The 25248-nt window shown below is 38.5% G+C and carries 24 protein-coding genes, 2 tRNA genes, 2 rRNA genes and 2 pseudogenes; 9 read left to right on the top strand and 21 right to left on the bottom strand.

What is annotated here, in order from left to right; translation table 11 throughout:
• Positions 1-415: 415 nt before the first annotated feature.
• From ACZ5N5_RS09090 to ACZ5N5_RS09075, 4 genes and pseudogenes are all read right to left on the bottom strand, one after another.
• Positions 416-973, bottom strand: a complete 558-nt coding sequence (locus ACZ5N5_RS09090; RefSeq protein WP_464373665.1) for a hypothetical protein — start codon at positions 971-973, stop codon at positions 416-418.
• Between the two features lie 65 nt (positions 974-1038).
• Positions 1039-1245 (bottom strand): annotated as a pseudogene (locus ACZ5N5_RS09085) (IS1595 family transposase); the annotation flags it as partial.
• Between the two features lie 671 nt (positions 1246-1916).
• Positions 1917-2828 (bottom strand): hypothetical protein, encoded by a 912-nt coding sequence (locus ACZ5N5_RS09080; RefSeq protein WP_464373664.1) that lies wholly within the window; start codon positions 2826-2828, stop codon positions 1917-1919.
• A 729-nt stretch (positions 2829-3557) separates the two neighbouring features.
• Positions 3558-3947: pseudogene (locus tag ACZ5N5_RS09075) on the bottom strand (recombinase family protein); the annotation flags it as partial.
• Positions 3948-3990: 43 nt separating this feature from the next.
• On the opposite strand from ACZ5N5_RS09075, the gene ACZ5N5_RS09070 reads away from it, so the two are divergent.
• Together ACZ5N5_RS09070 and ACZ5N5_RS09065 are read left to right on the top strand one after the other, a co-directional pair.
• On the top strand, positions 3991-4281 hold the full coding sequence (locus ACZ5N5_RS09070; RefSeq protein ID WP_054788167.1) for a hypothetical protein: 291 nt from the start codon (positions 3991-3993) through the stop codon (positions 4279-4281).
• Between the two features lie 209 nt (positions 4282-4490).
• Positions 4491-4682 carry a hypothetical protein gene (locus tag ACZ5N5_RS09065; protein ID WP_464373663.1) on the top strand — a complete coding sequence of 64 codons (192 nt, stop codon included), beginning with the start codon at positions 4491-4493 and terminating at the stop codon, positions 4680-4682.
• Between the two features lie 427 nt (positions 4683-5109).
• Here the strand turns inward: ACZ5N5_RS09065 and ACZ5N5_RS09060 are convergent, their stop codons facing one another.
• The 6 genes from ACZ5N5_RS09060 to groES all read right to left on the bottom strand — a co-directional run bounded on the left by ACZ5N5_RS09060 (position 5110) and on the right by groES (position 8115).
• A complete protein-coding gene (locus ACZ5N5_RS09060) occupies positions 5110-5244 on the bottom strand; it encodes a hypothetical protein (RefSeq protein WP_464373662.1) in 135 nt (44 codons plus the stop codon).
• A gap of 11 nt (positions 5245-5255) precedes the next feature.
• A complete protein-coding gene (locus ACZ5N5_RS09055) occupies positions 5256-5588 on the bottom strand; it encodes a site-specific integrase (protein ID WP_464373661.1) in 333 nt (110 codons plus the stop codon).
• Positions 5589-5780, bottom strand: coding sequence for a hypothetical protein (locus tag ACZ5N5_RS09050; RefSeq protein WP_464373660.1), 192 nt, complete (start codon positions 5778-5780; stop codon positions 5589-5591). It abuts the gene before it with no gap.
• On the bottom strand, positions 5777-6004 hold the full coding sequence (locus ACZ5N5_RS09045) for a hypothetical protein (protein ID WP_464373659.1): 228 nt from the start codon (positions 6002-6004) through the stop codon (positions 5777-5779). The genes ACZ5N5_RS09050 and ACZ5N5_RS09045 overlap by 4 nt, the downstream gene beginning before the upstream one ends.
• Positions 6005-6129: 125 nt before the next feature.
• Positions 6130-7767: a chaperonin GroEL gene (gene groL / locus ACZ5N5_RS09040; protein WP_109985675.1), complete on the bottom strand. Its 1638-nt coding sequence runs from the start codon at positions 7765-7767 to the stop codon at positions 6130-6132.
• Between the two features lie 63 nt (positions 7768-7830).
• Positions 7831-8115 (bottom strand): co-chaperone GroES, encoded by a 285-nt coding sequence (gene groES, locus ACZ5N5_RS09035; RefSeq protein WP_054861151.1) that lies wholly within the window; start codon positions 8113-8115, stop codon positions 7831-7833.
• A gap of 430 nt (positions 8116-8545) precedes the next feature.
• On the opposite strand from groES, the gene ACZ5N5_RS09030 reads away from it, so the two are divergent.
• Both ACZ5N5_RS09030 and ACZ5N5_RS09025 read left to right on the top strand, forming a co-directional pair.
• Complete coding sequence (locus ACZ5N5_RS09030) at positions 8546-9250, top strand: CPBP family intramembrane glutamic endopeptidase (RefSeq protein ID WP_109985674.1); 705 nt, start codon at positions 8546-8548, stop codon at positions 9248-9250.
• A gap of 4 nt (positions 9251-9254) precedes the next feature.
• Positions 9255-9455: a DUF4305 domain-containing protein gene (locus ACZ5N5_RS09025; protein ID WP_054861183.1), complete on the top strand. Its 201-nt coding sequence runs from the start codon at positions 9255-9257 to the stop codon at positions 9453-9455.
• A gap of 23 nt (positions 9456-9478) precedes the next feature.
• Here ACZ5N5_RS09025 and ACZ5N5_RS09020 read toward each other — a convergent pair whose 3' ends face one another.
• Positions 9479-10123, bottom strand: a complete 645-nt coding sequence (locus tag ACZ5N5_RS09020) for a redox-sensing transcriptional repressor Rex (protein WP_464373658.1) — start codon at positions 10121-10123, stop codon at positions 9479-9481.
• 156 nt (positions 10124-10279) lie between these two features.
• On the opposite strand from ACZ5N5_RS09020, the gene ACZ5N5_RS09015 reads away from it, so the two are divergent.
• Both ACZ5N5_RS09015 and ACZ5N5_RS09010 read left to right on the top strand, forming a co-directional pair.
• Positions 10280-12211 (top strand): ABC-F family ATP-binding cassette domain-containing protein, encoded by a 1932-nt coding sequence (locus ACZ5N5_RS09015; RefSeq protein WP_464373657.1) that lies wholly within the window; start codon positions 10280-10282, stop codon positions 12209-12211.
• Positions 12212-12330: 119 nt separating this feature from the next.
• Entirely contained in the window at positions 12331-13371 is a 1041-nt protein-coding gene (locus ACZ5N5_RS09010; RefSeq protein ID WP_464373656.1) for an LCP family protein, read from the top strand.
• Between the two features lie 229 nt (positions 13372-13600).
• On the opposite strand, the gene ACZ5N5_RS09005 is transcribed toward ACZ5N5_RS09010, so the two are convergent.
• Positions 13601-14515: a LysR family transcriptional regulator gene (locus ACZ5N5_RS09005; protein WP_109985671.1), complete on the bottom strand. Its 915-nt coding sequence runs from the start codon at positions 14513-14515 to the stop codon at positions 13601-13603.
• 138 nt (positions 14516-14653) lie between these two features.
• Between ACZ5N5_RS09005 and ACZ5N5_RS09000 the strand changes: the two genes are divergently transcribed.
• The 3 genes from ACZ5N5_RS09000 to ACZ5N5_RS08990 are packed head-to-tail and all read left to right on the top strand — an operon-like array spanning position 14654 to position 17578.
• Positions 14654-16066 (top strand): MFS transporter, encoded by a 1413-nt coding sequence (locus tag ACZ5N5_RS09000; RefSeq protein WP_464368411.1) that lies wholly within the window; start codon positions 14654-14656, stop codon positions 16064-16066.
• 22 nt (positions 16067-16088) lie between these two features.
• Positions 16089-17003 (top strand): NADP-dependent oxidoreductase, encoded by a 915-nt coding sequence (locus ACZ5N5_RS08995; protein ID WP_464368412.1) that lies wholly within the window; start codon positions 16089-16091, stop codon positions 17001-17003.
• Positions 17004-17029: 26 nt separating this feature from the next.
• The gene (locus ACZ5N5_RS08990; RefSeq protein ID WP_054788164.1) at positions 17030-17578 is read left to right on the top strand and encodes an NADPH-dependent FMN reductase; all 549 of its coding nucleotides are present in this window, start codon (positions 17030-17032) and stop codon (positions 17576-17578) included.
• 74 nt (positions 17579-17652) lie between these two features.
• On the opposite strand, the gene tsaD is transcribed toward ACZ5N5_RS08990, so the two are convergent.
• The 9 genes from tsaD to ACZ5N5_RS08945 all read right to left on the bottom strand — a co-directional run bounded on the left by tsaD (position 17653) and on the right by ACZ5N5_RS08945 (position 25072).
• A complete protein-coding gene (gene tsaD, locus ACZ5N5_RS08985) occupies positions 17653-18687 on the bottom strand; it encodes a tRNA (adenosine(37)-N6)-threonylcarbamoyltransferase complex transferase subunit TsaD (RefSeq protein ID WP_109985849.1) in 1035 nt (344 codons plus the stop codon).
• Positions 18684-19130, bottom strand: a complete 447-nt coding sequence (rimI, locus tag ACZ5N5_RS08980) for a ribosomal protein S18-alanine N-acetyltransferase (RefSeq protein ID WP_054861147.1) — start codon at positions 19128-19130, stop codon at positions 18684-18686. The genes tsaD and rimI overlap by 4 nt, the downstream gene beginning before the upstream one ends.
• Positions 19123-19830, bottom strand: coding sequence for a tRNA (adenosine(37)-N6)-threonylcarbamoyltransferase complex dimerization subunit type 1 TsaB (gene tsaB / locus ACZ5N5_RS08975; RefSeq protein ID WP_277679375.1), 708 nt, complete (start codon positions 19828-19830; stop codon positions 19123-19125). The genes rimI and tsaB overlap by 8 nt, the downstream gene beginning before the upstream one ends.
• Positions 19827-20282, bottom strand: coding sequence for a tRNA (adenosine(37)-N6)-threonylcarbamoyltransferase complex ATPase subunit type 1 TsaE (gene tsaE / locus ACZ5N5_RS08970; RefSeq protein ID WP_054788163.1), 456 nt, complete (start codon positions 20280-20282; stop codon positions 19827-19829). Before tsaE ends, tsaB begins: the two co-directional genes overlap by 4 nt.
• A 7-nt stretch (positions 20283-20289) precedes the next feature.
• Entirely contained in the window at positions 20290-21267 is a 978-nt protein-coding gene (gene thiL / locus ACZ5N5_RS08965) for a thiamine-phosphate kinase (RefSeq protein WP_109985668.1), read from the bottom strand.
• A gap of 291 nt (positions 21268-21558) precedes the next feature.
• Positions 21559-21635 (bottom strand) — tRNA-Asp (locus ACZ5N5_RS08960).
• Positions 21636-21715: 80 nt separating this feature from the next.
• Positions 21716-21792, bottom strand: a tRNA-Met gene (locus tag ACZ5N5_RS08955).
• Between the two features lie 149 nt (positions 21793-21941).
• Positions 21942-22058 (bottom strand): 5S ribosomal RNA (rrf, locus tag ACZ5N5_RS08950).
• A 100-nt stretch (positions 22059-22158) separates the two neighbouring features.
• Positions 22159-25072: ribosomal RNA gene (locus ACZ5N5_RS08945) — 23S ribosomal RNA — on the bottom strand.
• Positions 25073-25248 lie beyond the last annotated feature (176 nt).

Below are 25248 nucleotides of genomic sequence, written 5' to 3'. Positions count from 1 at the left end.
TTCTATTCTTCTATTTGTAAATTTATCTTATCATTCGGTTCATTTTCCCTATAAATATTAATTTCTGATTTGGATTGTCATAATTATTCAAAGAGATGTCTATAGGAACAGTAGATGATTCTTCTACTCTACTTCAACTGCTTTATTACTTTCAAAAGAGGCATGTCTTTAGTTTCATCAACTCTATATAGAAATAGATTTTCCTTCTACTCAATAAATTCTCCATTCAAGATTGTATTTCGGTCAATCCTCTGAGGGTTTTGAACATGCTTCCATTGGAATGTATTTGTACCCACCTTTGGCAAATGATCTTAACTTAGTAATAATCTATGTTAAAGAATATTGTTGATTTTTACCGAATTAAAAGGGAACCTCATAACAGTAGAATGGGTTTCCCTTTTATTTTAAGCATCTGTTAGTTTTGAAACTCTGACATTTCAATTACGGAGCCCTCTTTGTCGTAGAAAGTTAACTCCGCAGGAAAAGGTTCTTCTATGTCACTAGGAATTTTTTCATATCTTACAAATTTTTCATCAGCACTCACGTTAGAATTAAAATTAAAATCTCCATAATACAAATCCGCTATAATATGGTCAATTTTTAAATTAGGATTTTTTCCAACGATTATGCCGTACACTCCTTTGTTTGTTTGTATTTTTTGATAATCGACGATATTTGTCCAGTGTGCAGTATGATCAATTTTAAACTTACCGTTCCACCCTTTAATAATATGAGCATATCCGATATTACTGCTTTGAGTCTGGAATAAAACTATATAAGAACTTGTATCATCTAATTGAACAACCTCCATGACATCAGGAGTAATGCTTTCAGAACCTCTGCTGCTCCATTCTTTTAGGTTAGACTGAATAGCTGCTCTATTATCTTCAATATGATATTGAGTAACATAATACAACGAATAACCAATAAAAATAATTATAATAAACGAAGCCAAATATATCATTTTTTTCAATTTATCACCCCACATTTAATCACGCTCTTCTTTTAACTCCCTAAACAATTAAGTGAGAAACAACTCTATTTGGCAAACTTTAATAGTCTAATCTTATCATAGGTAACATTAGTTGAGAACAAAAAACTTTTCACAATCATTCTACTAACCGTTGCACCATTATTACGATGTCTGATGTTATCAAGAAATTGAAACCAACTCAAATAATGGTCGAGGTATTTTGTGGCCACGCCATTAAAACGGTTTATCCAGCCTTTAAGCGGGCTATAATATTCACATTTTTGTTCCTTCCTTCTCAAATAACTTGAGAAGGATTTTTTGTTTGTATCTACTTTCATTACTAGTAAAGTTTTCTCTAACCCAACTTAACTTTAAACGCTTTGCGTAAGCCACTTTTTGCTCATCTATTTGATATCACTCCTTCTTGAAAGAAGGCATCATATCCAGCTGTTCTTTTATCTCATGTCTAATATAATCTCAACTTGTGCCACTGCTAACATTTCCTAATAGCCTCCTGTTAAACGTTGATGGTCCAACAAGGAGGTTAAAGTTTTTTGAAGAGATGCATTGGCAAGTGGTTTTTTAAAATTTATGTAGCAGGCACCAGCCAAATGCCATTACACACATATTTAATTTGCATAAACATTTAGAAGTCTTACATTACGATGATCTAATTCCTAACACAACAAATGGATCTTAGATCACTACGTTATAATTTATAATTGATTGTCTTAATAGTATATGCAGTATAACTGTTTTAAAAAAGCCCCTCATAATTTTCAGAATTATAAGGAGCTAATTTATTTTAAGTATTACTTTAACTGAAATGTTTCAAAAGTATTTCTCTAAATATTAAAGCAAATGTTATCTAGTTTTTTAATTTCTTAAAGTAGTTTTAGTAATAAATCAAATTACTGCTTAAAACATAACTCATTTCTCTTATCTAGTATCTAGTGACTTGAGCATGGGGTTGTGGTTGATGTACAGAGTAATTAATTTTAAATGATAAACCCATACTTGGTCCAGCAATACTATATGAAGGCGTTGCATTCCAAGCCATTTCTCGATGTGCATAGTGACCGTATGCGTCAATTTTTGTAACGGTACTTACATTAGGAGTGACTTCATAATGCATGAAAATATCATAAGTGTACATTAAAGCAGGATCACCTTTTAGATTTACATTTAAGCCATAGTCTCCGCTCCTGTTCCAATTACTATTATTACTAAGGTACAAAAATTGGTGTGCCATGTCCCCATTGATTTTATATACATTTTGCACACCGAATTCTGTGCCTGGAATAGGTGAAGTATTTGCATTTATTCCGACTCCAATTGCGTCTGTGAGTGTCAATATTGGTTCTTCATGCCATTCTACCCTATTACTTACTCTATACCTATCATTATTAATTCTAGTTATTGACACAGTCATGGTTTTATAACTAGTCGATGTTGTACTAGAATCATTTAAAGTTGAGAAACCCTCTGTAGAATCAGTAGCTTCCTCATTTAATTCTTTTTCTAGTTGTTGTTCACTAATTTCTTCTACATGGATTGATGGATTATTTTCATCAAGACTTAAAAGAGTATTTTGACCACTTGAATCATTTGTTCGAGTCACTTTGTAATGTTTTTTATCGACTGAAACAACTTCCATTTCTTTTAAATCTTCATATGTATCACCCGATTCAATATATCTTTCAATAAGATATTCAGTAAGCCCCCTATCCTTCAATGAATTAATTTCATCAGGAGAAAGTGACTTAGATTTAGATTCTCCAATTACAGTCAATGAAAGTGCAAATGTCAATAGTATTGACATAATTAAAACACTCGAAAACTTAATAATTTTCATAATATTACCTCCGATTATATGTTATTGTTATAAATACTCCCAATCCTCCTTTCTATTAAAACTTTAGTAAACTCAAATTGGTATATTTGAACCATACATAATATAACATAAAAACCATATTATGTGAACATTGTGTGAGTTTTTCCTTACCCTTTTTGTTAGAGAGGGGTTAATTATGAATGTTTTGGTTCACTATCTTGCTAAAGTCATATATATCCTTAACGAAACCAATAAATCGAAATGTTAAATCAAGAATGTCCATTTAAGTTTAGTAGTTACACCTGTTCAATAGATAAATATTTAACTATAAATTAGTTATTGTTCTTATCCTTAGTAAATATAGCTACTTGATTTCACTTATAAGTTAACTTATATTTTCAGATGACTTCACCTTACATCACCAACATATTTATCTATTAGAAAAGTGCTTCTTTATATCTAGAGTACTATTTTATATGATAAGTTTTTAACATAACGAGTATTTCCCCAGTCTTTAATGCCATCTCAATATCCTTTCTATCCTTCTTCAGGTCTGTTACCAATTCTCCCTCTTGCACTTTCTCCCAGATAAGTAAAGTTGTTTAAAATAGATCGCCTTCAGATGAACTATTTTAAAGAGAAATTAAAGTGCTTAATATTATTTATAGCATAGACAGACATCCACAAAGTGGTTGAAACGTAATGTGTAGATTTCAATTGTAAAAAGACAACCGATTCGCTGCACGATTGCTATTTTAACTTTCTTTTTGCTCTTATTAATGTACTCTTACTTATTCCTGTTCTTTCTTCTACTTCTTTATATGAGTTAGTTTTAAGCAAGTCTAAAGCATGTTCAATTTGTTTCTTACTGTACTTATTTGGTCTGCCTTCTCTATAATCTTCACGCTGCTTAGCTATTTCCTTACCTTCTTGTGTACGTTCAACAATCATATCCCTTTCAAATTCAGCAAAAGAACTAAGTATGTTGAATATTAATCTTCCTGTTGGAGTATCTTCAACTATACCCATATTAAGGATATGAACTCTTACCCCCTTCTTAAATAACTCTTTAATTGTTCTGATAGCATTGTCAGCAGATCTAGCAAAACGATCCAACTTAGTTATTACTAAAGTGTCTCCTTCTTAATATGCTGAAAGAAGGGACAATAAAATTCAAAAAAAAGTGAACGAATTATTAGAAAACCTAAATATAGCATATACAAATGAATACGCGCATCATAATTTTTCATTCGATAATTATCTTTATAATGATGATTTATACATTGAAGTAATGGGAGATTATTGGCACGCTAATCCGATGAAATACAGCTCCTTAAAAGATCTAAATCAAATTCAATTAAAAGACATTCGAAGAGATTACCGAAAACAGAAATCGATACAAGAAGAAGAAATGGATATTTTATACTTGCGGGAAACCGATATTAAAAAAATTCAGAGTTATGTGAAAAGGTAATAGCACATTTTGTTGAAAATAAAGGTAAAATAATAAATTTTCATAGTTTCAATTGGTGTGATATAAATGGTAGTCTTAAAGTTAAGGATAATAAATTAAGACCATTTTGGGATTACATCTAATACCTCAAAATAAAGAAATTGTTAAAAATCTTTATTTGTTCTGTTTAATATATGAAATAAAACCTTTTATTGAGAGGGGCTAAAATTATGGACGAAGATAGACTTTTTCATTTAATCAAAGAAGAAGTTTCAGTAATTGATGAACGATTAAAAGGAATGAAAGGCGAAATAGATAGGGGTTTTAAAAAAATTAATGAAAGTTTAGGTAGGATAGAGCAACACTCCAATGAAGACATAATTGCATTGGTGAAACAAATCGAAAAAAATACAAGGGATTGATCATACGAAAATGAGAACTAAACAAGATATATTTCTAATTAAGAGAAATTCCAACAGGTAGTTTACATTTTATAAGTGCTATTAAAACCCTACGATAAAAAGAAATAAATTAAACGTTCATGGATAAATATAACAGTGTTGATACAATACATTGTACTAAGCAATCAAGTATAAACAAAATCTAATAATACTGTAAAGACTCCCCGTCTACCTTAATTTTTTAATAGTGATCATTACTTTGATTGATAAAATGAAGTAACCTACCCTGCCAACCAAGCTTACGTAGGTTATTCTACAACATAGCAAGTTATTATCTTACTAGAGGTTGATCGACTTTAAAAGTTTTTATACCATATTAATCTAAATTATGGAAGTCAGTACTTGTAAGAAATTGGGCTGATATAAATTCTTTAAGTCAATAAAATCATTATATATCCAATGAATTTAATGGATTATATTTATCATTCTGTTCCCGCAACTCATTGCCCCACATTGCAACGTACCTCATAGTTACAGAGATATTCTGGTGTCTCATTAGTTTTTGTATTGCGAATACACTCATCCCACTCATAGCTAGTCTATGACAAAATGTATGACGAAAAGTGTGTGCTGATGTACATCTTTAAAGTTCATCTTTTTTTGAAGATAACGGAATATCATCATTATCGCATTTTGGGTTAGTTGTGTATTATCTCTTTTCACAAATACATACTCGCTTAACTCACCCCAATATTGTGAACAGAATGTCTTATACCCTGCTATTTCTCTTGATAGTTTTTCTGTAGTTGGTATAATTTCTTTTCTTCTTGTTTTTCCAAAAACTGATATGTTATGGTTAATAAAATCTATGTCCGACCATTTAAGATTGATAATTTCCCCACGCCTTATACCAGTACCTAAGATCAACTAGATCATCAAGTAATCTCTGTTTTTTTCACGACGTTTAATTCGTCTGTAAAAACTCAACATTTGTCTAATTTGCTCATCAGTGAAAACATCAATCTTCACATCTTCTTTCTGTCTTTTTACTTTGCGTGCTGGATTTTTATTAACTACTTCAAACTCAACCATGTAGTTCAAAAATGCTCGAATCCTCATAAGTTTTGTGTTAATAGTTCCCGCTTGATTTCCTTTATCTTGGCCCCCCCTAAATACTGTTTAATGTGAATGTAATTAATATCTTCAACATTCACTACCTCATTTTCAATACAATAATTAATAAATTCTCCTAGCATGGTCTGATAATTTCTTATGTTAGTCTTGGTTGTGTTTTTAACACGTCTGCCTTCTAAAAAATCTTGAAATGCAAATTTTAACAACATAAAAAGACTACCTCCTTAGTTTTTAGGAAGTAGTCTATACTTTAGAAAAAAATCATTTACATGACTGGTTCACAGAATGGGCGAAAAATAGCTTCAACTATTTCTCAAGAAGAAGGATTAAATTCTTACATCATTCCACCCATTCCAGGCATTCCGCCGCCCATTCCACTCATATCAGGCGCTGCGCCACCTTCTTCTGGAATGTCCGCTACTACCGCTTCAGTAGTAAGGAACATAGCCGCTACAGATGCTGCGTTTTGAAGTGCAGAACGTGTAACTTTTGTTGGGTCAACGATACCTGCATCGATCATGTTTACCCATTCTCCAGATGCTGCATTGAAACCAATGCCTACATCTTCGCCTTTTAGGCGTTCTACGATGATAGATCCTTCTAATCCAGCATTTGCTGCGATTTGGCGTACTGGTTCTTCTAGTGCGCGAAGTACGATATTAACACCAGTAGCTTCATCACCATCTAGGCTGATTTCAGCCACTTGTTTATAAACGTTAAGTAGTGCAGTACCACCACCAGAAACGATACCTTCTTCTACCGCTGCGCGAGTAGAGTTCAATGCATCCTCAATGCGTAGCTTGCGTTCTTTTAATTCTGTTTCTGTTGCAGCACCAACTTTTACTACTGCTACACCACCAGAAAGTTTTGCAAGACGCTCTTGTAATTTTTCTTTATCAAATTCAGAAGTAGTTTCTTCTACTTGTGCACGGATTTGAGCAACACGAGAAGCAATTTGCTCGGAATCTCCAGAGCCTTCTACAATAGTAGTGTTTTCTTTCGTTACTACAACTTTAGAAGCACGACCTAATTGGTCAATCGTTGTATTTTTAAGATCAAGTCCAAGATCTTCTGTAATAACCTCAGAACCTGTTAATACAGCGATATCTTCAAGCATTGCTTTACGACGATCACCGAATCCAGGAGCTTTCACTGCTACTACATTAAACGTACCACGTAGTTTGTTTAATACAAGTGTTGCAAGTGCTTCCCCTTCAACATCTTCAGCAATCATTAATAATGGTTTACCTTGCTGAACTACTTGCTCAAGCACTGGTAATACTTCTTGAATATTGTTGATTTTTTTATCTGTAATTAAGATATAAGGATCATCAAGCACTGCTTCCATTTTATCTTGGTCTGTTACCATGTATGGAGAAGAGTATCCACGGTCAAATTGCATACCTTCTACTACTTCTAACTCTGTATTGAAGCCTTTTGATTCTTCGATAGTAATAACACCATCATTACCTACGCGCTCCATAGCTTCAGCGATTAATTGACCAACTTCATTATCACCAGAAGAGATAGACGCAACTTGAGCGATCGATTCTTTGCTTTCGATTGGTTTAGATACTTTACGTAATTCCTCTGTAGCTACCTCTACTGCTTTTTCAATACCACGGCGCACCCCTACTGGATTCGCACCAGAAGCTACGTTTTTCAAGCCTTCCTGGATCATTGCTTGAGCGAGTACTGTAGCAGTTGTTGTACCATCACCTGCAACATCATTTGTTTGAGATGCTACCTCTGATACTAATTGAGCACCCATGTTTTCGAATTTATCTTCTAATTCGATTTCTTTAGCAATAGTTACCCCATCGTTTGTAATAAGTGGAGAACCATACTTCTTATCTAATACAACGTTACGACCTTTTGGTCCTAATGTTACTTTAACTGCATTCGCAAGTGTATCTACCCCACGTAGCATTGCGCGACGTGCATCTTCACTAAATTTAATTTCTTTAGCCATGAAAAATACCTCCCTGAATATTTAAATGATATGATATTTATCCAAACGTACTTCGCTACATACTTAGCCGATAATCGCTAAAATATCACTTTCACGAAGAATTAAGTATTCTTTACCTTCATACTTCACTTCTGTACCGGCAAATTTTGAGAAAATAATGTTGTTTCCTTCTTCAACTTCAAGCGCCACTTTCTCACCATTTTCCGTTACACGACCAGAACCAACAGCTACTACCTTACCTTCTTGTGGTTTTTCTTTCGCAGAATCTGGAAGAACAATCCCACTCGCTGTTTTTTCTTCTTGCTCTACAAGCTCAATAATGACACGATCACCTAATGGTTTTAGCATCGTTTAAAAACCTCCTTGAAATTGACTTTATTTAGATTTTTATCATTTTAGCACTCGATCACCCTGAGTGCTAACACAATTATTATAATAATGAAATCTATTTTTTTTTGCAAGTACAAAGTATAAATTTTTTTAAAAATTTTTTAATATCTCTTGTTAATGGGAATGCTATCGATCTCTTTGCAATTTTACGGCATTTCCAAACAGCCGTCATTAGTATGAGTTTTTATTATTGTAGGAACCCTAATAGAGTGTGGTTTCAATAAAAGGGGTTTTGAGCTTCGTGAAGTAAACAGAGGGACACCATCTATTATTTTAAGAACAACACATTTATTTTAAAATAACTTTAGACGAACTATTTCAATTTTATTCTAAAATTATGTTAAAATACGTATCATGTAAGAAAAAAATAAAAAGGAGTCGTTTGAATTTGCCTGCCAAGTATATTTATATAATTCTTACCTATGTTGCGGTACAATTGTCAGCTTTTCTTGTTATACCATTTCGGTTGTACACAAACGTAGATCCATTAACATTAATGGTTGGATGGAATATCGGTAGCTTCGTTCTTGCTTTGATTATCTCTTGCTATTTACTACGAGATGAAATAAATTCTTTCTTTCAATCACGGGATAAAAGAATTGGACAAATTGTATTATGGACAATACTCGGTTTCTTCTTAGTATTAATTGCTCAGGTAGCATCCACCGTCATTGAACGTTTTGTATTTGGTGCACCAGTTGGTTCTGAAAATACGATGCAATTGATGCAAGTAGCGAGACAAGCACCAATATTTATTATTCTTATTTCTATTTTAGGTCCAATCCTGGAGGAGCTCGTATTCCGTAAAGCGATTTTTGGTTCCCTATATAAAAAAATGAACTTCTTCTTTGCCGGAATTATTTCAGGGGTTTTATTTGCTGTCTTGCATAACGATTTCAGTCATCTCTTAACCTATATAGCAGTTGCATTTGTGCTTGCCTTTATCTATGTCGAAACCAAAAGAATTCTCGTACCTATTCTTGCACATATGGCGATGAACACATTTGCAGTCATTGGGCAATTATCACTTGATCCAGAAGAAATGGAACAAATGCTAGAACAGGTACAGTTCATCTTAGTTGGGGGCTTTTAAAAACATGAGATTTTCACCATTGGGCTCTGCCATCATCTATTTCATTTTGGGCTCATTATTTATCTATATTGGCATAAAATCTGCCGATGATACGGTATTTAATTTCATTACACTTGCATTAGCGTTTTTTGCTACCATTGATTTCGTTGTTGCAATACGACTAGTAAGCTTACATTTTAAAATTAAAAAGGCGAAGAAAAAATAAGAAGTGCCTCTCATCAGCACTTCTTATTTTTCTTCTATTTCTAATGGATAATGCTTCATAAAATAAACGAGTGACTGCAGCTCTACTGATAGGTCAATATGGTGGACGCGAACATTATCTGGAACGGTAATCCTTGCAGGGGTAAAGTTTAAGATACCTTTTATTCCTGCTTTCACCAGCCGATCTGCCATAGACTGCGCTTCAGAAACTGGTACGGTAAGAATAGCTACCTGAATATCTCCCATTTTTTCTTCTAATTCATCTATATGATGAACATTGACATTTCGAATCTCTGTTCCTACCTTGATTGGATCCGCATCAAATGCCACTTCTATCTTCGTATTATTGTTTTTGGTAAAATTATAATTTAAAAAAGCGGTTCCTAAATTCCCGACACCAATCAGGACAACAGGCGTATTCTCATCCTGGTCTAAGGTTTTACGGAAAAAGCCGAGTAAGTAGTCGACATTGTAGCCATATCCTTTTTTTCCTAATGCACCAAAATACGAAAAATCTCTGCGAATGGTAGCAGAGTCGACCTTCATTGCAAGACTAAGTTCCTTTGATGAGACACGGTCTTTTCCTTGGATATGTAAATTATTCAAAAAACGATAATATAAAGGTAATCGCTTCGCTGTAGCTTGTGGAATTTTATGTTGATTAGGCATCCTTTATTCCCCTTATTTCTTCATTAAATATTATTCTCTCTTTATTCTAACAGAAAAAAAGAAAAAAGTCGTGAAATTGTTCACTTGTCTATCTACTTCCCTTACTTGCAGTTCGTTCGCCTTTTAGATACACTTACATCATTGAGGTGAACGATGATGATTTATTTACAGGTGAACAATTTAACCAAACGATTTGGTGCTGAGCTGATCTTATCTAATATAAAACTAGAAATTAAACAAAATGACCGGATTGCCATTGTTGGTCGAAATGGTGCGGGAAAATCTACCTTATTAAATATAATTGCAGGTAACCTTAGCTATGATGAAGGAGAGATCCATAAACCAAAGGATGTTACCTTAGGATATCTTGCCCAACATACGGGACTTGATTCTACAGAAACGATCTGGGATGAAATGTTAAAGATCTTTTCCCATTTGTTAAAGGAAGAAAAGGAACTGAGAAGCATGGAACAGCAAATGGGAGATTCTGATCTATTAGCAGATACAGAAAAATATCAACAACTACTAGTAAGCTATGACCGCAAACAAGAAGCATTTAAGCAAGCTGGTGGCTATGAATATGAGCCTGAAATCAAAGCCGTTCTAAACGGTCTAGATTTTCCTGAATCCATGTGGGACACATCGATTGCCACATTAAGTGGTGGTCAGAAGACGAGACTCGCCCTTGGAAAGCTTCTTCTAACAAAACCTAATGTACTAATACTAGATGAGCCAACCAATCATCTAGATATTCAAACCTTAACATGGCTTGAAAGCTATCTAAACAGCTATCAAGGTGCCGTTGTGATCGTATCCCATGACCGATACTTCCTTGATAAAACGGTTCAAATTGTCTATGAAATTTCGCGTCATGAATCGAAGAAGTATCACGGTAATTACAGTAAATATTTAAAGCAAAAAGCAGCCAATTATGAACGTGATAGGAAGCTTTACGAAAAACAACAAACCGAAATAAAGCGAATGGAAGATTTTATACAGAAAAATATTGTGAGAGCCTCCACGACGAAAAGAGCACAAAGCAGACGCAAACAGTTAGAAAAAATGGAATTAATGGACAAGCCACTTGGTGATGAGGGCTCTGCCAAATTTAGTTTCAACGTGGAGCGTAGGAGCGGTAATGATGTCCTCAAGGTAAATGACCTAGCATTCCGTTATAACAATGCTGAGCCTTTTACTTTTGAAAATCTTAATCTTGAGCTAACCCGTGGTGAGAGCATGGCCCTTGTTGGCCCAAATGGTGTCGGAAAATCTACATTATTAAAAAATATAATCGGCGAACTAGATCCTGATAAGGGTACCATACAACTAGGTGCTAATGTGAAAATTGGCTACTATGATCAGGAACAGACACAACTGCATCATGAAAAGAATGTCCTAAGTGAACTTTGGGATGATTATCCGCTTATGAACGAAAAGGATATACGAACCATTCTAGGAAACTTTCTTTTTAGTGGAGATGATGTACTACGGCCAGTATCAGCTCTTAGTGGTGGGGAAAAGGCTCGGCTCGCGCTTGCTAAATTAATGATGGAAAAGGCCAATTTATTAATTTTAGACGAGCCGACCAACCATTTAGACTTAGATAGTAAAGAAATATTGGAATCTGCCCTTATCGATTATCCTGGCACGATATTGTTCGTTTCCCATGATCGCTACTTTATTAATAAGCTGGCGACACAGGTACTAGAAATGCAACCACAGCACACGACGGTATATTTAGGTGATTATGATTATTATGTAGAGAAAAAACAAGAGGAAAAAGAGCTGGAAGAACTGAAAAGGGAGCAATCCAAAGAAATAGACACGAAGCCAAGCACGAAATCGGATTTTAAAAAAGAAAAAGAATTAAAAAGAGAACAACGGAAAAAAGAAAGAAGAATAAGGGAAATTGAAGCGGAAATGGAAGAACTAGAAACCGCTCTTGCAGCTCTTGAAGCACAATTATGTCTTCCAGAAGTGTACCAGGATCACGAGAAGTCATTGCAGCTTACAACGGAAAGTGAGGAATTAAAAAAACAAATGGAAAAACATATGGAAGAGTGGGAATCCTTACACATGGACGAATGAATCCTATTAAAAATGTGAAACTTTTTATCATTTTAATCGTCTAATATAGAGGTGGAAACTTTTCAACAAAATACTACAAAAAGTTAGAATAATAGACAATAAGTGAGGTATGGATAATATTGAGTGAACTTAGATCAGAACGAAGAAGAAAACAAAAACAGAAGCCGAAAAAGTGGAAGAAACGAATTATTTGGATTTTATTATTGATGCTTATTGCCATTATCGCCTATGCTATCTACTTTTTTACCCAAATTTTTGATGCAGCCAAGGATTCACACGTTGAATTAGATCGGCCAGACGGGAAATCAGAGCTAAGAGACGAAGCGGTCACCATTGGAGATGACCCTTTCTCGATTTTACTAATTGGGGTAGAGGATTATGAAACAGATGGAAAAAACGGTCGTGCCGATACACAAATTGTCGTCACACTGAACCCGGACACAGATCAAATGACCATGACTACTGTGCCACGGGATTCACAGGTAGAATTTACAGCGGAGGAAGCGGGGCAATATGCTGGCTCCCACAAAATCAATGCAGCCTATACCTATGGATCAATAACTGACTATGGTCCGAATAAGCTAACCGTAGAAAAAGTCGAACAATTACTCGATATACCAATAGATGAATATGTCACGGTTAACTTCGATGGATTCCGAGACATTGTCGATGCACTTGGTGGAGTTACTGTTGATATTAAAGAACCATTCTATGAGAAAAATATTTATGCTGGGGGGGAACGAATATACTTTGAACAAGGTCCAGCAAAATTAAATGGTGAGGAAGCGTTAGCGTTTGTACGAATGAGAAAACGTGAAGTCAATGCTATTTATTCACGTGAAGAAAGACAGCGTCAATTTATCCAAGCATCGATTGATCAAGCTATTTCAGCTGGTACATTATTTAAAGTCGGAGAAATTACGGATATTCTAGGTAAGAATGTTACGACAAGCTTAAGCCCGACTGAAATTTATCATTTACAAAGAGCCTATTCATCAATGAATGCATCAAGTATTGAAACATTTGAAATTGAAGGATCGAATCAAATGTTAGGTGGTATCTCCTATTTCGTACCAACAGAAAACGGATTATATAATGTGTCTCAGCAATTAAAACAAGCTTTAGGATTACCATCAGACACCATCAATCAAACAGAATAAGCGGTACAGCGAGTCATTTTTTGGACTCGCTGTATTTTTTAATATACATTTTTTATCCCCAAGGTTATCCACTTATTCATTCTTCTTTTATCAGTTATCCAAAGGGTTATACACACAATCCACAATTCTATCTTGAATTATCCACAGAAGTAGCGATAATTTTAACCCTGGTATAGCAATGATTATATTTTTATCCACAATTTTAAAATAGATCTGTGAATAAAGAATCCTATCGTAACATCAATGCTCTCCTAGTTTCGCTTCCAATTGTTTTTTCATCTTTAAAATAGTTGATAATAAAACTTCGAAATGCGATCGCTGCCTGTGATAAATAACGATCTTCCCTCCAAACTATCCGAAAAATCCTTTCTCCTGCGGGATCTTCGATTGGCAGCTTGACTAAATCCAACTCTTCCCCACTTTTACAGCCACCGACAATGGCGACACCGAATCCAGAACGGACAAGTTCAGCGATACTTGCTGGATCTTCCGTTTCACACACCATTTTTGGACAAAAACCCGCTTGATCACATAAATCATCATTCATCATCCGTAAAGGTGAATTTTCTTTGTATCCGACAAAAGGTTCAGCTGATGCTTCACTAAGGTGAATGGCTTTGCGATCTGCATATTTATGTCCGTGTGGCACAGCGAGATAAAGCTTTTCCTTTATCAATGGAATTTCACTAAATCCCTCTTGTTGTATTGGCAATGAAGTTAAATAGAAGTCTACTTCTCGGTTAATTTCAATATCCTCAATATCCTTCATAGACGATTGAATCATCTGAAGGTTTACTTCTGGATGTTCAGTCAAAAAATTCTGCAAGGGCTCTCTCACCTGTTCCATATTCATAATTGCTAAATGAATACGACCTTGTTTTAAGCCAGCTAGATCCTCTACTTCCCTACGCCCCTCTTCTAGCAAATGGATCGCAGCCTTTGCTTTCGTTTCAAATGCTTTTCCAAAAGGGTTCAAACGAATTTGCCGAGCTTTACGATCAAAAAGTGATACTCCTAAATCCTCTTCCAATCGTTGAATTGTTCTACTTAAAGCTGGCTGAGCGATATGAAGCTCTTGTGCGGCTTTAGTCATATGCTCTAATCTAGCCACAGTCAAAAAATATTTAAGCTGGAGTAATTCCATTTGTTATTCCCTCCTATTCATTACATTAAATATATGCATATATAGCAAAACATGTATTTTTCATTATCTATTTATCATTATATAATCATTATTGCAAGCCGACAACAGCCAGCTATATAGGAGAGGTGGTGCATAGCTATGAAAAATATACAGGGAAGGTCATCTACAAACATGATGGAACCAGCGGTTGAACTCGAAATTAGTGACAATTTCATTCATACAATGGTTTTTACAATGGTTATTTCGATGATGAGTGCAACGATGTTTAATATTGTACTACCTGAAATCAGCCAAGAGTATGGACTGACCTACACACAAGTAAGTTGGATATCATCTGCTTATTTACTCGTTTATGCCATTGGTTCTGCGATCTATGGCAAGCTGTCTGACCGTTTTCGGCTCAAATCACTATTGACAGTGGGAATTCTTCTATTATCGCTTGGTTCCTTAATCGGACTTGCTGCTCAGTTCTACTGGATGGTTTTATTCAGCCGATTTATTCAAGCGGCTGGAGCATCCGTAATTCCTGCACTTGCAATGATTATCCCAGCACGCTATATAACAACTAACCGGAGAGGAAAAGTGTTTGGGATCATGGCCAGTGGACTCGCTCTCGGAGGGGTACTTGGACCTATTGCCTCTGCCATTGTTGCCGATTTCGCACATTGGCGCTGGTTATTTGTTGTTCCATTGCTAACATTGGTTACATTGCCATTATTTCGGCATTACTTAGCTTCTGAAAAAGTCCGTACTCCTTCTGTTTTTGATTGGATCGGAGGTTTATTACTTGGAGGAACAGTGGCGACATTGTTATTAGCAATTACTGGAGAAAGATGGTCGTTAGCCATCTCATCCATTGCTTTGTTTCTGATGTTTGTGACGCGTATTCACTCAACTACAGAGCCTTTTATAGAGCCAAGACTGTTTCAAAATGGGCGATACTCTGTGGGGATTTTATTGACATTTTTAGTGAGTGCCATTGGTTATTCCATTCCGTTTTTAACTCCAATCATGCTGGTTGATACGTATCACCTATCTCCAGTATCTATTGGATTAGTAATGATCCCTGCCTCGCTCACAGCTGCTTTATTAGGAAAACAAGGAGGGAAACTTGCTGACAAAAGGGGAAATACACGTTTGTTTTTGTTCGCATCACTTCTACTATTATCGGCTTTTTTCCTTCTGTCCTTTCTCATTGGCCGATCCTTAATATTCGTCGCTATTGCATTAATAATTGGCCAAGTAGGACAGACGTTTATCGTTGTCGCCATGTCCAATACTATTGCAAATACATTGACGAAAGAACAGACAGGTGTTGGAATGGGTCTAATGTCCATGTTGAACTTTATAGCCAGTTCCGTTTCTGGAGCTGTCATTAGTTTAGTATTAGATCAGGGAGCTCTGTCTGCTTGGAATCCATTCTATTTTTTTGCAGAAGGTAACACGTTTAGCAATCTCTATTTGATGTTCTCCCTTTCCTATACAGGCTTGATCCTAATTTACATCACTAGGTTTGGATATAGAACACCATTAAAGTTAACAAAAAACTAAAAATTTAGAGGAGCTGATGAAAATGAAGGCAGTAGCATTTCATTCACCCGGTACACCAGACGTATTGCAAATAATGGAGTTTGATCCACCTGTACCAAAGCTTAATCAAGTTCGAGTAAAAGTAAAAGCAGCTGGAGTACAGCCAGTAGACTGTGCGATTCGTGGGCAAGGTTTTAGCCCGCCAGGCGTGGAAATTCGATACCCTCAAATATTAGGAAATGAATTTGCTGGCATCATCGATGTGGTTGGCGCTGGGGTTGAAGACTTTTCAGTTGGCGATGAAGTGATTGGGTGGTCACTTCTATCTAGCTATGCAGAATATGTGGTCGTCCCAACATCTCAAATCGTTAAAAAGCCTAAAAGTATGTCTTGGGAAGAGGCTGGTGTGTTTACCGCCTCTGGGCAGACTGCTCATACAGCACTGCAGGAACTTGGCATCGGTAAAGGAGACACCCTGCTAGTACACGCAGCTGCTGGAGGTGTTGGAACATTCGCCGTTCAATTGGCACGCGCTTGGGGAGCAACGGTGATCGGTACCGCTAGCCCAAATAACCATGACTACTTACGCACTTTAGGTGCTATTCCAGTCACATATGGGGAGGGACTTGTAGAACGAGTACGCAAGCTTGCGCCAAATGGAATTGATGCTGCTCTTGACGCAGCAGGTGAGGAAGCCCTTAGAGCATCTATAGAACTTATACAGGATAAAAAAAGGATCGGTACAATCGTTGCTTTCGATCTTTCAAATGAGCTTGGAACCATTCCCATCCGCAGTAAGCGCAGTGTATTCAGATTATCTGAGCTCACCCAGATGTATGAAAAAGGACTGCTACGTGTTTTCCTATCACAAACATTTCCGTTACACAGGGCTGCCGATGCACACAGAGCTGTTGAGACTCGGCACGTTCGAGGTAAAATTGCTCTCATAGTGAATTAAAAGTTTAATAAACAAGGAGGAGTAATATGGAAAAACTAAACATTGGCATTATTCTTGGAAGCACACGTCAAGGACGGCTAAGTCCACAAGTTGGAAAATGGGTAAAAGAAATATGTCAGCAACACAAAGATGCCAATTATGAAATACTCGATATAGCAGATTATAATTTGCCTTTTTTCGGAACGGGGACAGAAAAAGAAGAAGGAATTATTGCTTGGAAAAAGAAACTATCCAGCATGGATGGATTCATCTTTATTGTTCAAGAGTACAATCATAGTTTAACCGGAGCATTGAAAAATGCACTTGATTCTGCATATGAAGAATGGAATGATAAAGCAGCTGGAATCGTAAGTTATGGTTCTACAGGCGGAGCTCGTGCAGCTGAGCATTTACGGGGAATCTTAGGGGAATTATCAATCGCAACAGTGCGTGCTCATCCAACCTTATCTATTTTTACTGATTTTACAGAATTTAAAGTGTTTAAACCTGCTGACATTCATATTAATTATGTCACGACGATGTTAAGTCAAATCCTTTTATGGAGCAAGGCTTTAAAAGCAGTAAGAAAATCATAGCCGTAGTCCTGAATATCGGAAGAGCATGTTTTTACATGCTCCTTCTGTGTTTCTATTTCCTCTATTTGATATTATTAATCACAGGACATCATTCTTTGACTATACTTTTCCATACTTAAACCTGGATTCGCATTTAAATCCCAGTCCGCACGGTGACCTTGCTTGAAGGCAACAGAACCAGCAGCTGCAATCATTGCAGCATTGTCAGTACATAATGAGATCGGTGGGAAAAGTAATTCCGGCTTCGATTTTTTAAATTTCGCTTCCATAGCGGCTCTCAACCCTTTATTTGCGGCAACACCGCCCGCTACAATCACTTGTTTTACCTGATAGTGCTTTGCTGCAAGATAAGTCTTCTCTACCAGGACATCCACCACACTTGCTTGAAAGCTTGTTGCAATATCTTCCTGTCTAAACTCCTCTCCACGTTGCTTCGCGTTGTGTAAGGTATTGATTACTGCAGACTTTAATCCACTAAAACTAAAGTCAAAGGAGCCCTCCTCCAACCAAGCTCTCGGAAAATCGATTACCATATTACCCTCCTGTGCTAATTGGTCGATTTTTGGTCCACCAGGGTATGGCAGCTTTAACGTTCTGGCCACTTTATCATAAGCTTCACCAGCTGCATCATCACGTGTTTCCCCAATAATTTCAAAATCACCATGATCTTTCATTAATACTAATTCCGTATGGCCTCCTGAAACGACTAAAGCTAATAAAGGAAAGGAAAATTCTTTCACAAGACGGTTAGCATAGATATGTCCCGCAATGTGATGGACTCCAATAAGTGGCTTTTGATGAGCAAAAGCTAAGGCCTTGGCTGCATTAACACCAACAAGTAAGGCACCTACAAGTCCTGGACCTTCCGTCACCGCGACAGCATCGATATCGTCAATCGTCATTTCCGTCTCTTTAAAAGCTTCCTCTAATACCATTGTAATTTGTTCTACATGATGTCTTGACGCAATTTCGGGTACAACCCCACCAAATCGCTTATGACTTTCTATTTGGGAGGCGACAACATTTGCAACAATTTCTTTTCCGTTCTTCACTATGGCTACCGCTGTTTCATCACAGCTAGTTTCGATTCCTAATATATATTCACTCATAAATTCACCCACAATACTAATGCATCTTCCTGATTATCTGTATAATAATTTTTTCTAATACCACCAGGGACCAGTCCGAACTTTTTATACATTTGTTGTGCGATCAAATTGGAAACCCTCACTTCTAATGACAAACGTTTAATACCACTTGCTATCGCATAATTAATCACATGCTGGAATAACCCTTCCCCATACCCTCTTCCACGATAGGTAGGATCAATCGCAATATTTGTAATTTGTGCTTCATCTAATACCATCCAAGAACCACAAAACCCGACAATTTCATCGTCTACTGTTGCCACAAAATATTGTGCATATTGGTTCGTGTTCATCTCATCATAATAGATATGCTTCGGCCAAGGTATGGAAAAAGAGGCTTGATCAATTTTGGATACTGCCTCAATGTCTGCTACTGTCATTTTGCGAAATAATATTTTACTCATTGCTTTTCTTTCCTTGTTCCTTTAGCCAGTTTGCCTCTGCCTCCACTAGCCGTAAATAATTAGGTGTCAAAGCATGGGTGCTCTCAACAGGCAACTTTTCCCCAAGCTCTGCTAGAATTCCTGGTCTAGGTAGATGATCGATGGATAAAGAAGGAAACAATGCTAGCTCACCAAGCTTTTCCTCTATCACTTTTTGGTGAATATAGAGATCCTGGCTTAAAAAAAGAATGGGCTTTTGAACTTCTTTGACTTGGTCAAGCCATGCTTTGAAATCAATGTTCTGTTCTTTTTTTATTAAATGTAGCTCCTTTGCTTTCCCTTCAAACAGACCTGTATACACTAACCCTCTTCTAGCATCAAAAAAGGGACAAATATAACCTGCATGTCCCATCCCGTTATAGGCTAAAAGCTCTAAACTAGAGATGGAGACAATTGGGATATTTAAGGTCCATGCCATTGTTTTGGCAATCGATACCCCAATGCGCACCCCTGTATAAGAACCGGGTCCTTTTGCTACAACAATCCGATCCAATTCCTTTGGGAAAATATCTGCTTCCTTCATAATATGATCAATTGCTGGCATAAGACCAATCGAGTGGTTTCGTTTTATGTTCGTCGTATATTCAGCCTTAAGCACTGAATCCTTCCAAATTGCAACCCCCATCACTTGATTAGAGGTATCTATCGCTAATATATTCATCGATATAACTCCTTACAAACAAACTCATAATGATCACCCCTAGGAAAAAAGTGTATTTTTCTTGTGTGATCATCTACTCTTTTAATCCAAATATCTAATCGTTCAGCAGGTAAGAAGTCTTTAATAAAGGAGGCCCATTCAATCACAGTGACTCCATCACCGTGAAAATACTCGTCAAATCCGATATCTTCTTCACTGTTTTCTAGCCTGTAAACATCCATATGATATAATGGTATTTCCCCCATATATTCCTTCACAATGGTGAAAGTTGGGCTATTTATCGTCCTTCTTACTCCAAGACCAGTACCTAATCCTTTTGTGAAAGTAGTTTTACCCGCACCTAGATCACCTTCAAGTGTAAGAACATCGCCAGGTCGGATTAAAAGTGCTAATTTCTCAGCTAGTCGTTTCGTTTCCTCTTCTGTTTTTGTTTCCATTATATATTCATTCAATCTTTATTCACCTACTTAGATGTGTGTATCCAGATTTATTCAACTTAGCATATCTATCGTGCTGATATATCCAAACGGATCCATTCTTTTCTGGATTGTTTTTCACTACACCAATTTGTGAGATTTTTGTATTTGTCTCTTTTGCCACTTTCCTTAGTATATCCCATTCATTAGCAGGAATGGTACCGATAAGTTCAAAATCTTCTCCACCAGAAAGAATCCACTTACTCCTATCTGCTTCTGAAAAATGATACAAATCAGATTGGCAAGGAATTTTGTTATAGTCCAACTCAATTAATTGATTAGATGCTAACGCAATTTCATTCGCTTCATTGGCGATTCCATCACTTATATCATTTAAAGCCATTCGTGTTATCCCTTGGCATGCTTGGACAAAATCAACCCTAGGCATGGGCATTTGATGACGTTTAATAAAATATTCATAGTTATCGTGCTCATTCTCATTACCATGGAGTAAGATATGTAATCCACATGCTGAATCTCCTAATGTACCAGTTACAAATACGATATCTCCTTGCTTTGCTTGACTTCTGTATCGAGCTCTCCCTTGGGGAACACTACCTATTACGGTTATCGTAAGTGTCAGTTGCTTTCCTGAAACCGTGTCTCCTCCAATTAGGTCCATTTGAAAGTTTTTAGCGAGGTCTTTCATCCCTTGATAAATTTCATTCAACTGCTGGTCTTGCCAGTCATCAGGTATGACGATTGACACAAGAAATGAGGTTGGTTTGCCTCCCATAGCAGCAATGTCACTTATATTAGCAGCTAACGCTCGATAGCCGACATGGTATGGTTTTGTCGTTTTTAATGAAAAATGAATCATATCAACCATCGTATCAACAGTCAATATTGTATCCTCGTGTTGGTTCCGAATAATCGCAGCATCATCACCGATGCCTTTCATAACATTTGGTTGTCGATAAAATTTTGGTGTCACTGATTGAATAAACTGAAATTCATCCATTGTGATCTCCTTATAGATCTATTATGTCCTCCAACTATCATAGCAAAACTTCCATTATTTTTAAATGTTTGCATATCAATTAAGGTTAAGTTTAATGATGCTCATTTCTTACTAAAATTCTTAGCAAAACGGCTTTCATTACGCTCATGACGAACTTTTATTTATTCTTTGGTGAAATATCCCTCATCACACTTATGAACCCTTTTTCTACGGAAACTTTTACCAAAAGGCCCTTAAAAAAATCCACTAAAAAACCTTAAGTTTGTTAACTTAAGGTTTGCTATTCATATCTGGCGGTCCGGACGGGACTCGAACCCGCGACCTCCTGCGTGACAGGCAGGCATTCTAACCAACTGAACTACCGGACCGTTATTTTATGTATTATAAATTGACTTTTAACACTACTTTTATTTACTTAGCAAAAAGCTTAGTAGTGAGTAAATTATTTTGGTTGCGGGGGCAGGATTTGAACCTACGACCTTCGGGTTATGAGCCCGACGAGCTACCAGACTGCTCCACCCCGCGATAGTAAAAAATTATTAAATTGTAATCCATAATGCTATAAATAGTGTGGTCTAAGGTGACCTCTGCATCTACTAGGTTACTCGAAGTTTAATTCGGTGGATGTTTTGCTCCTTGCTCCACACCACGATAATAAAGAATATTTAGAACATGCCTGGCAGCGTCCTACTCTTGCAGGGGCGTGAGCCCCAACTACCATGGGCGCTGGAGAGCTTAACTACTGTGTTCGGTATGGGAACAGGTGTGACCTCTCCGCTATCGCCACCAGACTTGGTGGATATAAACTAATCCTTATTAAGATGGGAAAAACTATACCATCAAAACTAGATAAGAAGTAGACAAACCATCGGTTTTTCATCCAAAGAACGTATAGATAAGTCCTCGATCGATTAGTATTCGTCAGCTCCACATGTCACCATGCTTCCACCTCGAACCTATCTACCTCATCGTCTCTGAGGGATCTTACTCACTTAAAGTGTGGGGAAGTCTCATCTTGAGGGGGGCTTCATGCTTAGATGCTTTCAGCACTTATCCCTTCCACACGTAGCTACCCAGCGATGCTCCTGGCGGAACAACTGGTGCACCAGCGGTGTGTCCATCCCGGTCCTCTCGTACTAAGGACAGCTCCTCTCAAACTTCCAACGCCCACGACGGATAGGGACCGAACTGTCTCACGACGTTCTGAACCCAGCTCGCGTACCGCTTTAATGGGCGAACAGCCCAACCCTTGGGACCGACTACAGCCCCAGGATGCGATGAGCCGACATCGAGGTGCCAAACCTCCCCGTCGATGTGGACTCTTGGGGGAGATAAGCCTGTTATCCCCGGGGTAGCTTTTATCCGTTGAGCGACGGCCCTTCCATTCGGTACCGCCGGATCACTAAGCCCGACTTTCGTCCCTGCTCGACTTGTAGGTCTCGCAGTCAAGCTCCCTTCTGCCTTTACACTCTTCGAATGATTTCCAACCATTCTGAGGGAACCTTTGGGCGCCTCCGTTACTCTTTAGGAGGCGACCGCCCCAGTCAAACTGCCCACCTGACACTGTCTCCGAACCGGATCACGGTTCTGGGTTAGAAGGTTCATACAGCCAGGGTGGTATCCCACCGGCGCCTCCACGTAAGCTAGCGCTCACGTTTCCAAGGCTCCCACCTATCCTGTACAAGCTGTACAAACATTCCATATCAGGCTACAGTAAAGCTCCACGGGGTCTTTCCGTCCTGTCGCGGGTAATGCGCATCTTCACGCATAGTATAATTTCACCGGGTCTCTCGTTGAGACAGTGCCCAAGTCGTTGCACCTTTCGTGCGGGTCGGAACTTACCCGACAAGGAATTTCGCTACCTTAGGACCGTTATAGTTACGGCCGCCGTTTACTGGGGCTTCAGTTCAACGCTTCGCTTACGCTAACGCATCCCCTTAACCTTCCAGCACCGGGCAGGTGTCAGCCCCTATACTTCGCCTTTCGGCTTCGCAGAGACCTGTGTTTTTGCTAAACAGTCGCTTGGGCCTTTTCACTGCGGCTTACTCGTAAGTAAGCACCCCTTCTCCCGAAGTTACGGGGTCATTTTGCCGAGTTCCTTAACGAGAGTTCTCCCGATCACCTTAGGATTCTCTCCTCGCCTACCTGTGTCGGTTTGCGGTACGGGCACCCTTTTCCTTGCTAGAGGCTTTTCTTGGCAGTGTGAAATCCGGAACTTCGGTACTCATTTTCCCTCCCGATCACAGCTTGTGATTGCCAGACGGATTTGCCTATCTGACTCACTCACTGCTTCGACGCACACGTCCAGTCGTGCGCTTTCCTTATCCTACTGCGTCCCCCCATCACTCAAACGGAATTGGGTGGTACAGGAATATCCACCTGTTGTCCATCGCCTACGCCTTTCGGCCTCGGCTTAGGCCCCGACTAACCCTGAGCGGACGAGCCTTCCTCAGGAAACCTTAGGCATTCGGTGTAGAAGATTCTCACTTCTATTTCGCTACTCATACCGGCATTCTCACTTCTAAGCGCTCCACCAGTCCTCACGGTCTGACTTCCCTGCACTTAGAACGCTCTCCTACCATTGTTCGTAGAACAATCCGTAGCTTCGGTGATACGTTTAGCCCCGGTACATTTTCGGCGCAGCGTCACTCGACCAGTGAGCTATTACGCACTCTTTAAATGATGGCTGCTTCTAAGCCAACATCCTGGTTGTCTAAGCAACGCCACATCCTTTTCCACTTAACGTATACTTGGGGACCTTAGCTGACGGTCTGGGCTGTTTCCCTTTCGACTATGAACCTTATCACCCATAGTCTGACTCCCAAGGTAATATGATTGGCATTCGGAGTTTGACTGAATTCGGTAACCCGGTGAGGGCCCCTAGTCCAATCAGTGCTCTACCTCCAACATACATCCCTTGAGGCTAGCCCTAAAGCTATTTCGGAGAGAACCAGCTATCTCCGTGTTCGATTGGCATTTCACCCCTACCCACACCTCATCCCCGCACTTTTCAACGTACGTGGGTTCGGGCCTCCAGTCAGTGTTACCTGACCTTCACCCTGGACATGGGTAGATCACACGGTTTCGGGTCTACGACCCCCTACTATCTCGCCCTATTCAGACTCGCTTTCGCTGCGGCTCCGTGTCTTCCACTTAACCTTGCAGGAGATCGTAACTCGCCGGTCCATTCTACAAAAGGTACGCCGTCACCCATAAAAGGGCTTCGACTACTTGTAGGCACACGGTTTCAGGTTCTCTTTCACTCCCCTCCCGGGGTGCTTTTCACCTTTCCCTCACGGTACTGGTTCACTATCGGTCACTAGGGAGTATTTAGCCTTGGGAGATGGTCCTCCCGGATTCCGACGGAATTTCACGTGTTCCGCCGTACTCAGGATCCACTCTGGAGGAAACACGCTTTCGACTACAGGGCTGTTACCCGCTGTGGCTGACCTTTCCAGATCGATTCGTCTAACGTATTTCTTGGTAACTCCGTATAGAGTGTCCTACAACCCCAAAAAGCAAGCTTTTTGGTTTGGGCTAATTCCGTTTCGCTCGCCGCTACTCGGGAAATCGCGTTTGCTTTCTCTTCCTCCGGGTAATGAGATGTTTCAGTTCCCCGGGTCTGCCTCCTCTATCCTATGGATTCAGATAGAGGTTCTACTCCATGACGAGTAGAGGGTTTCCCCATTCGGAAATTCTCGGATCAATGCTTACGTACAGCTCCCCGAGACATATCGGTGTTTGTCCCGTCCTTCTTCGGCTCCTAGTGCCAAGGCATCCACCGTGCGCCCTTTTTCACTTAACTATACTCATGCTTCAGATGAAAAAGTCGTTGGTTTTTATTTGATGTCTTGTCATCAGTTTCGTGTTGGCTTCTTTTGGTGCCTTCACGTCCTGATTTCTTCTTATCTAGTTTTCAAGGTACAGCTTCCACACGAGGTGGTGACTTCTGTGTTCGTCACAGGACGTGACGGGTTTTGA

This window comes from Gracilibacillus sp. JCM 18966, from assembly GCF_055392695.1.
This window is presented reverse-complemented; position numbering and strand designations above follow the sequence as displayed.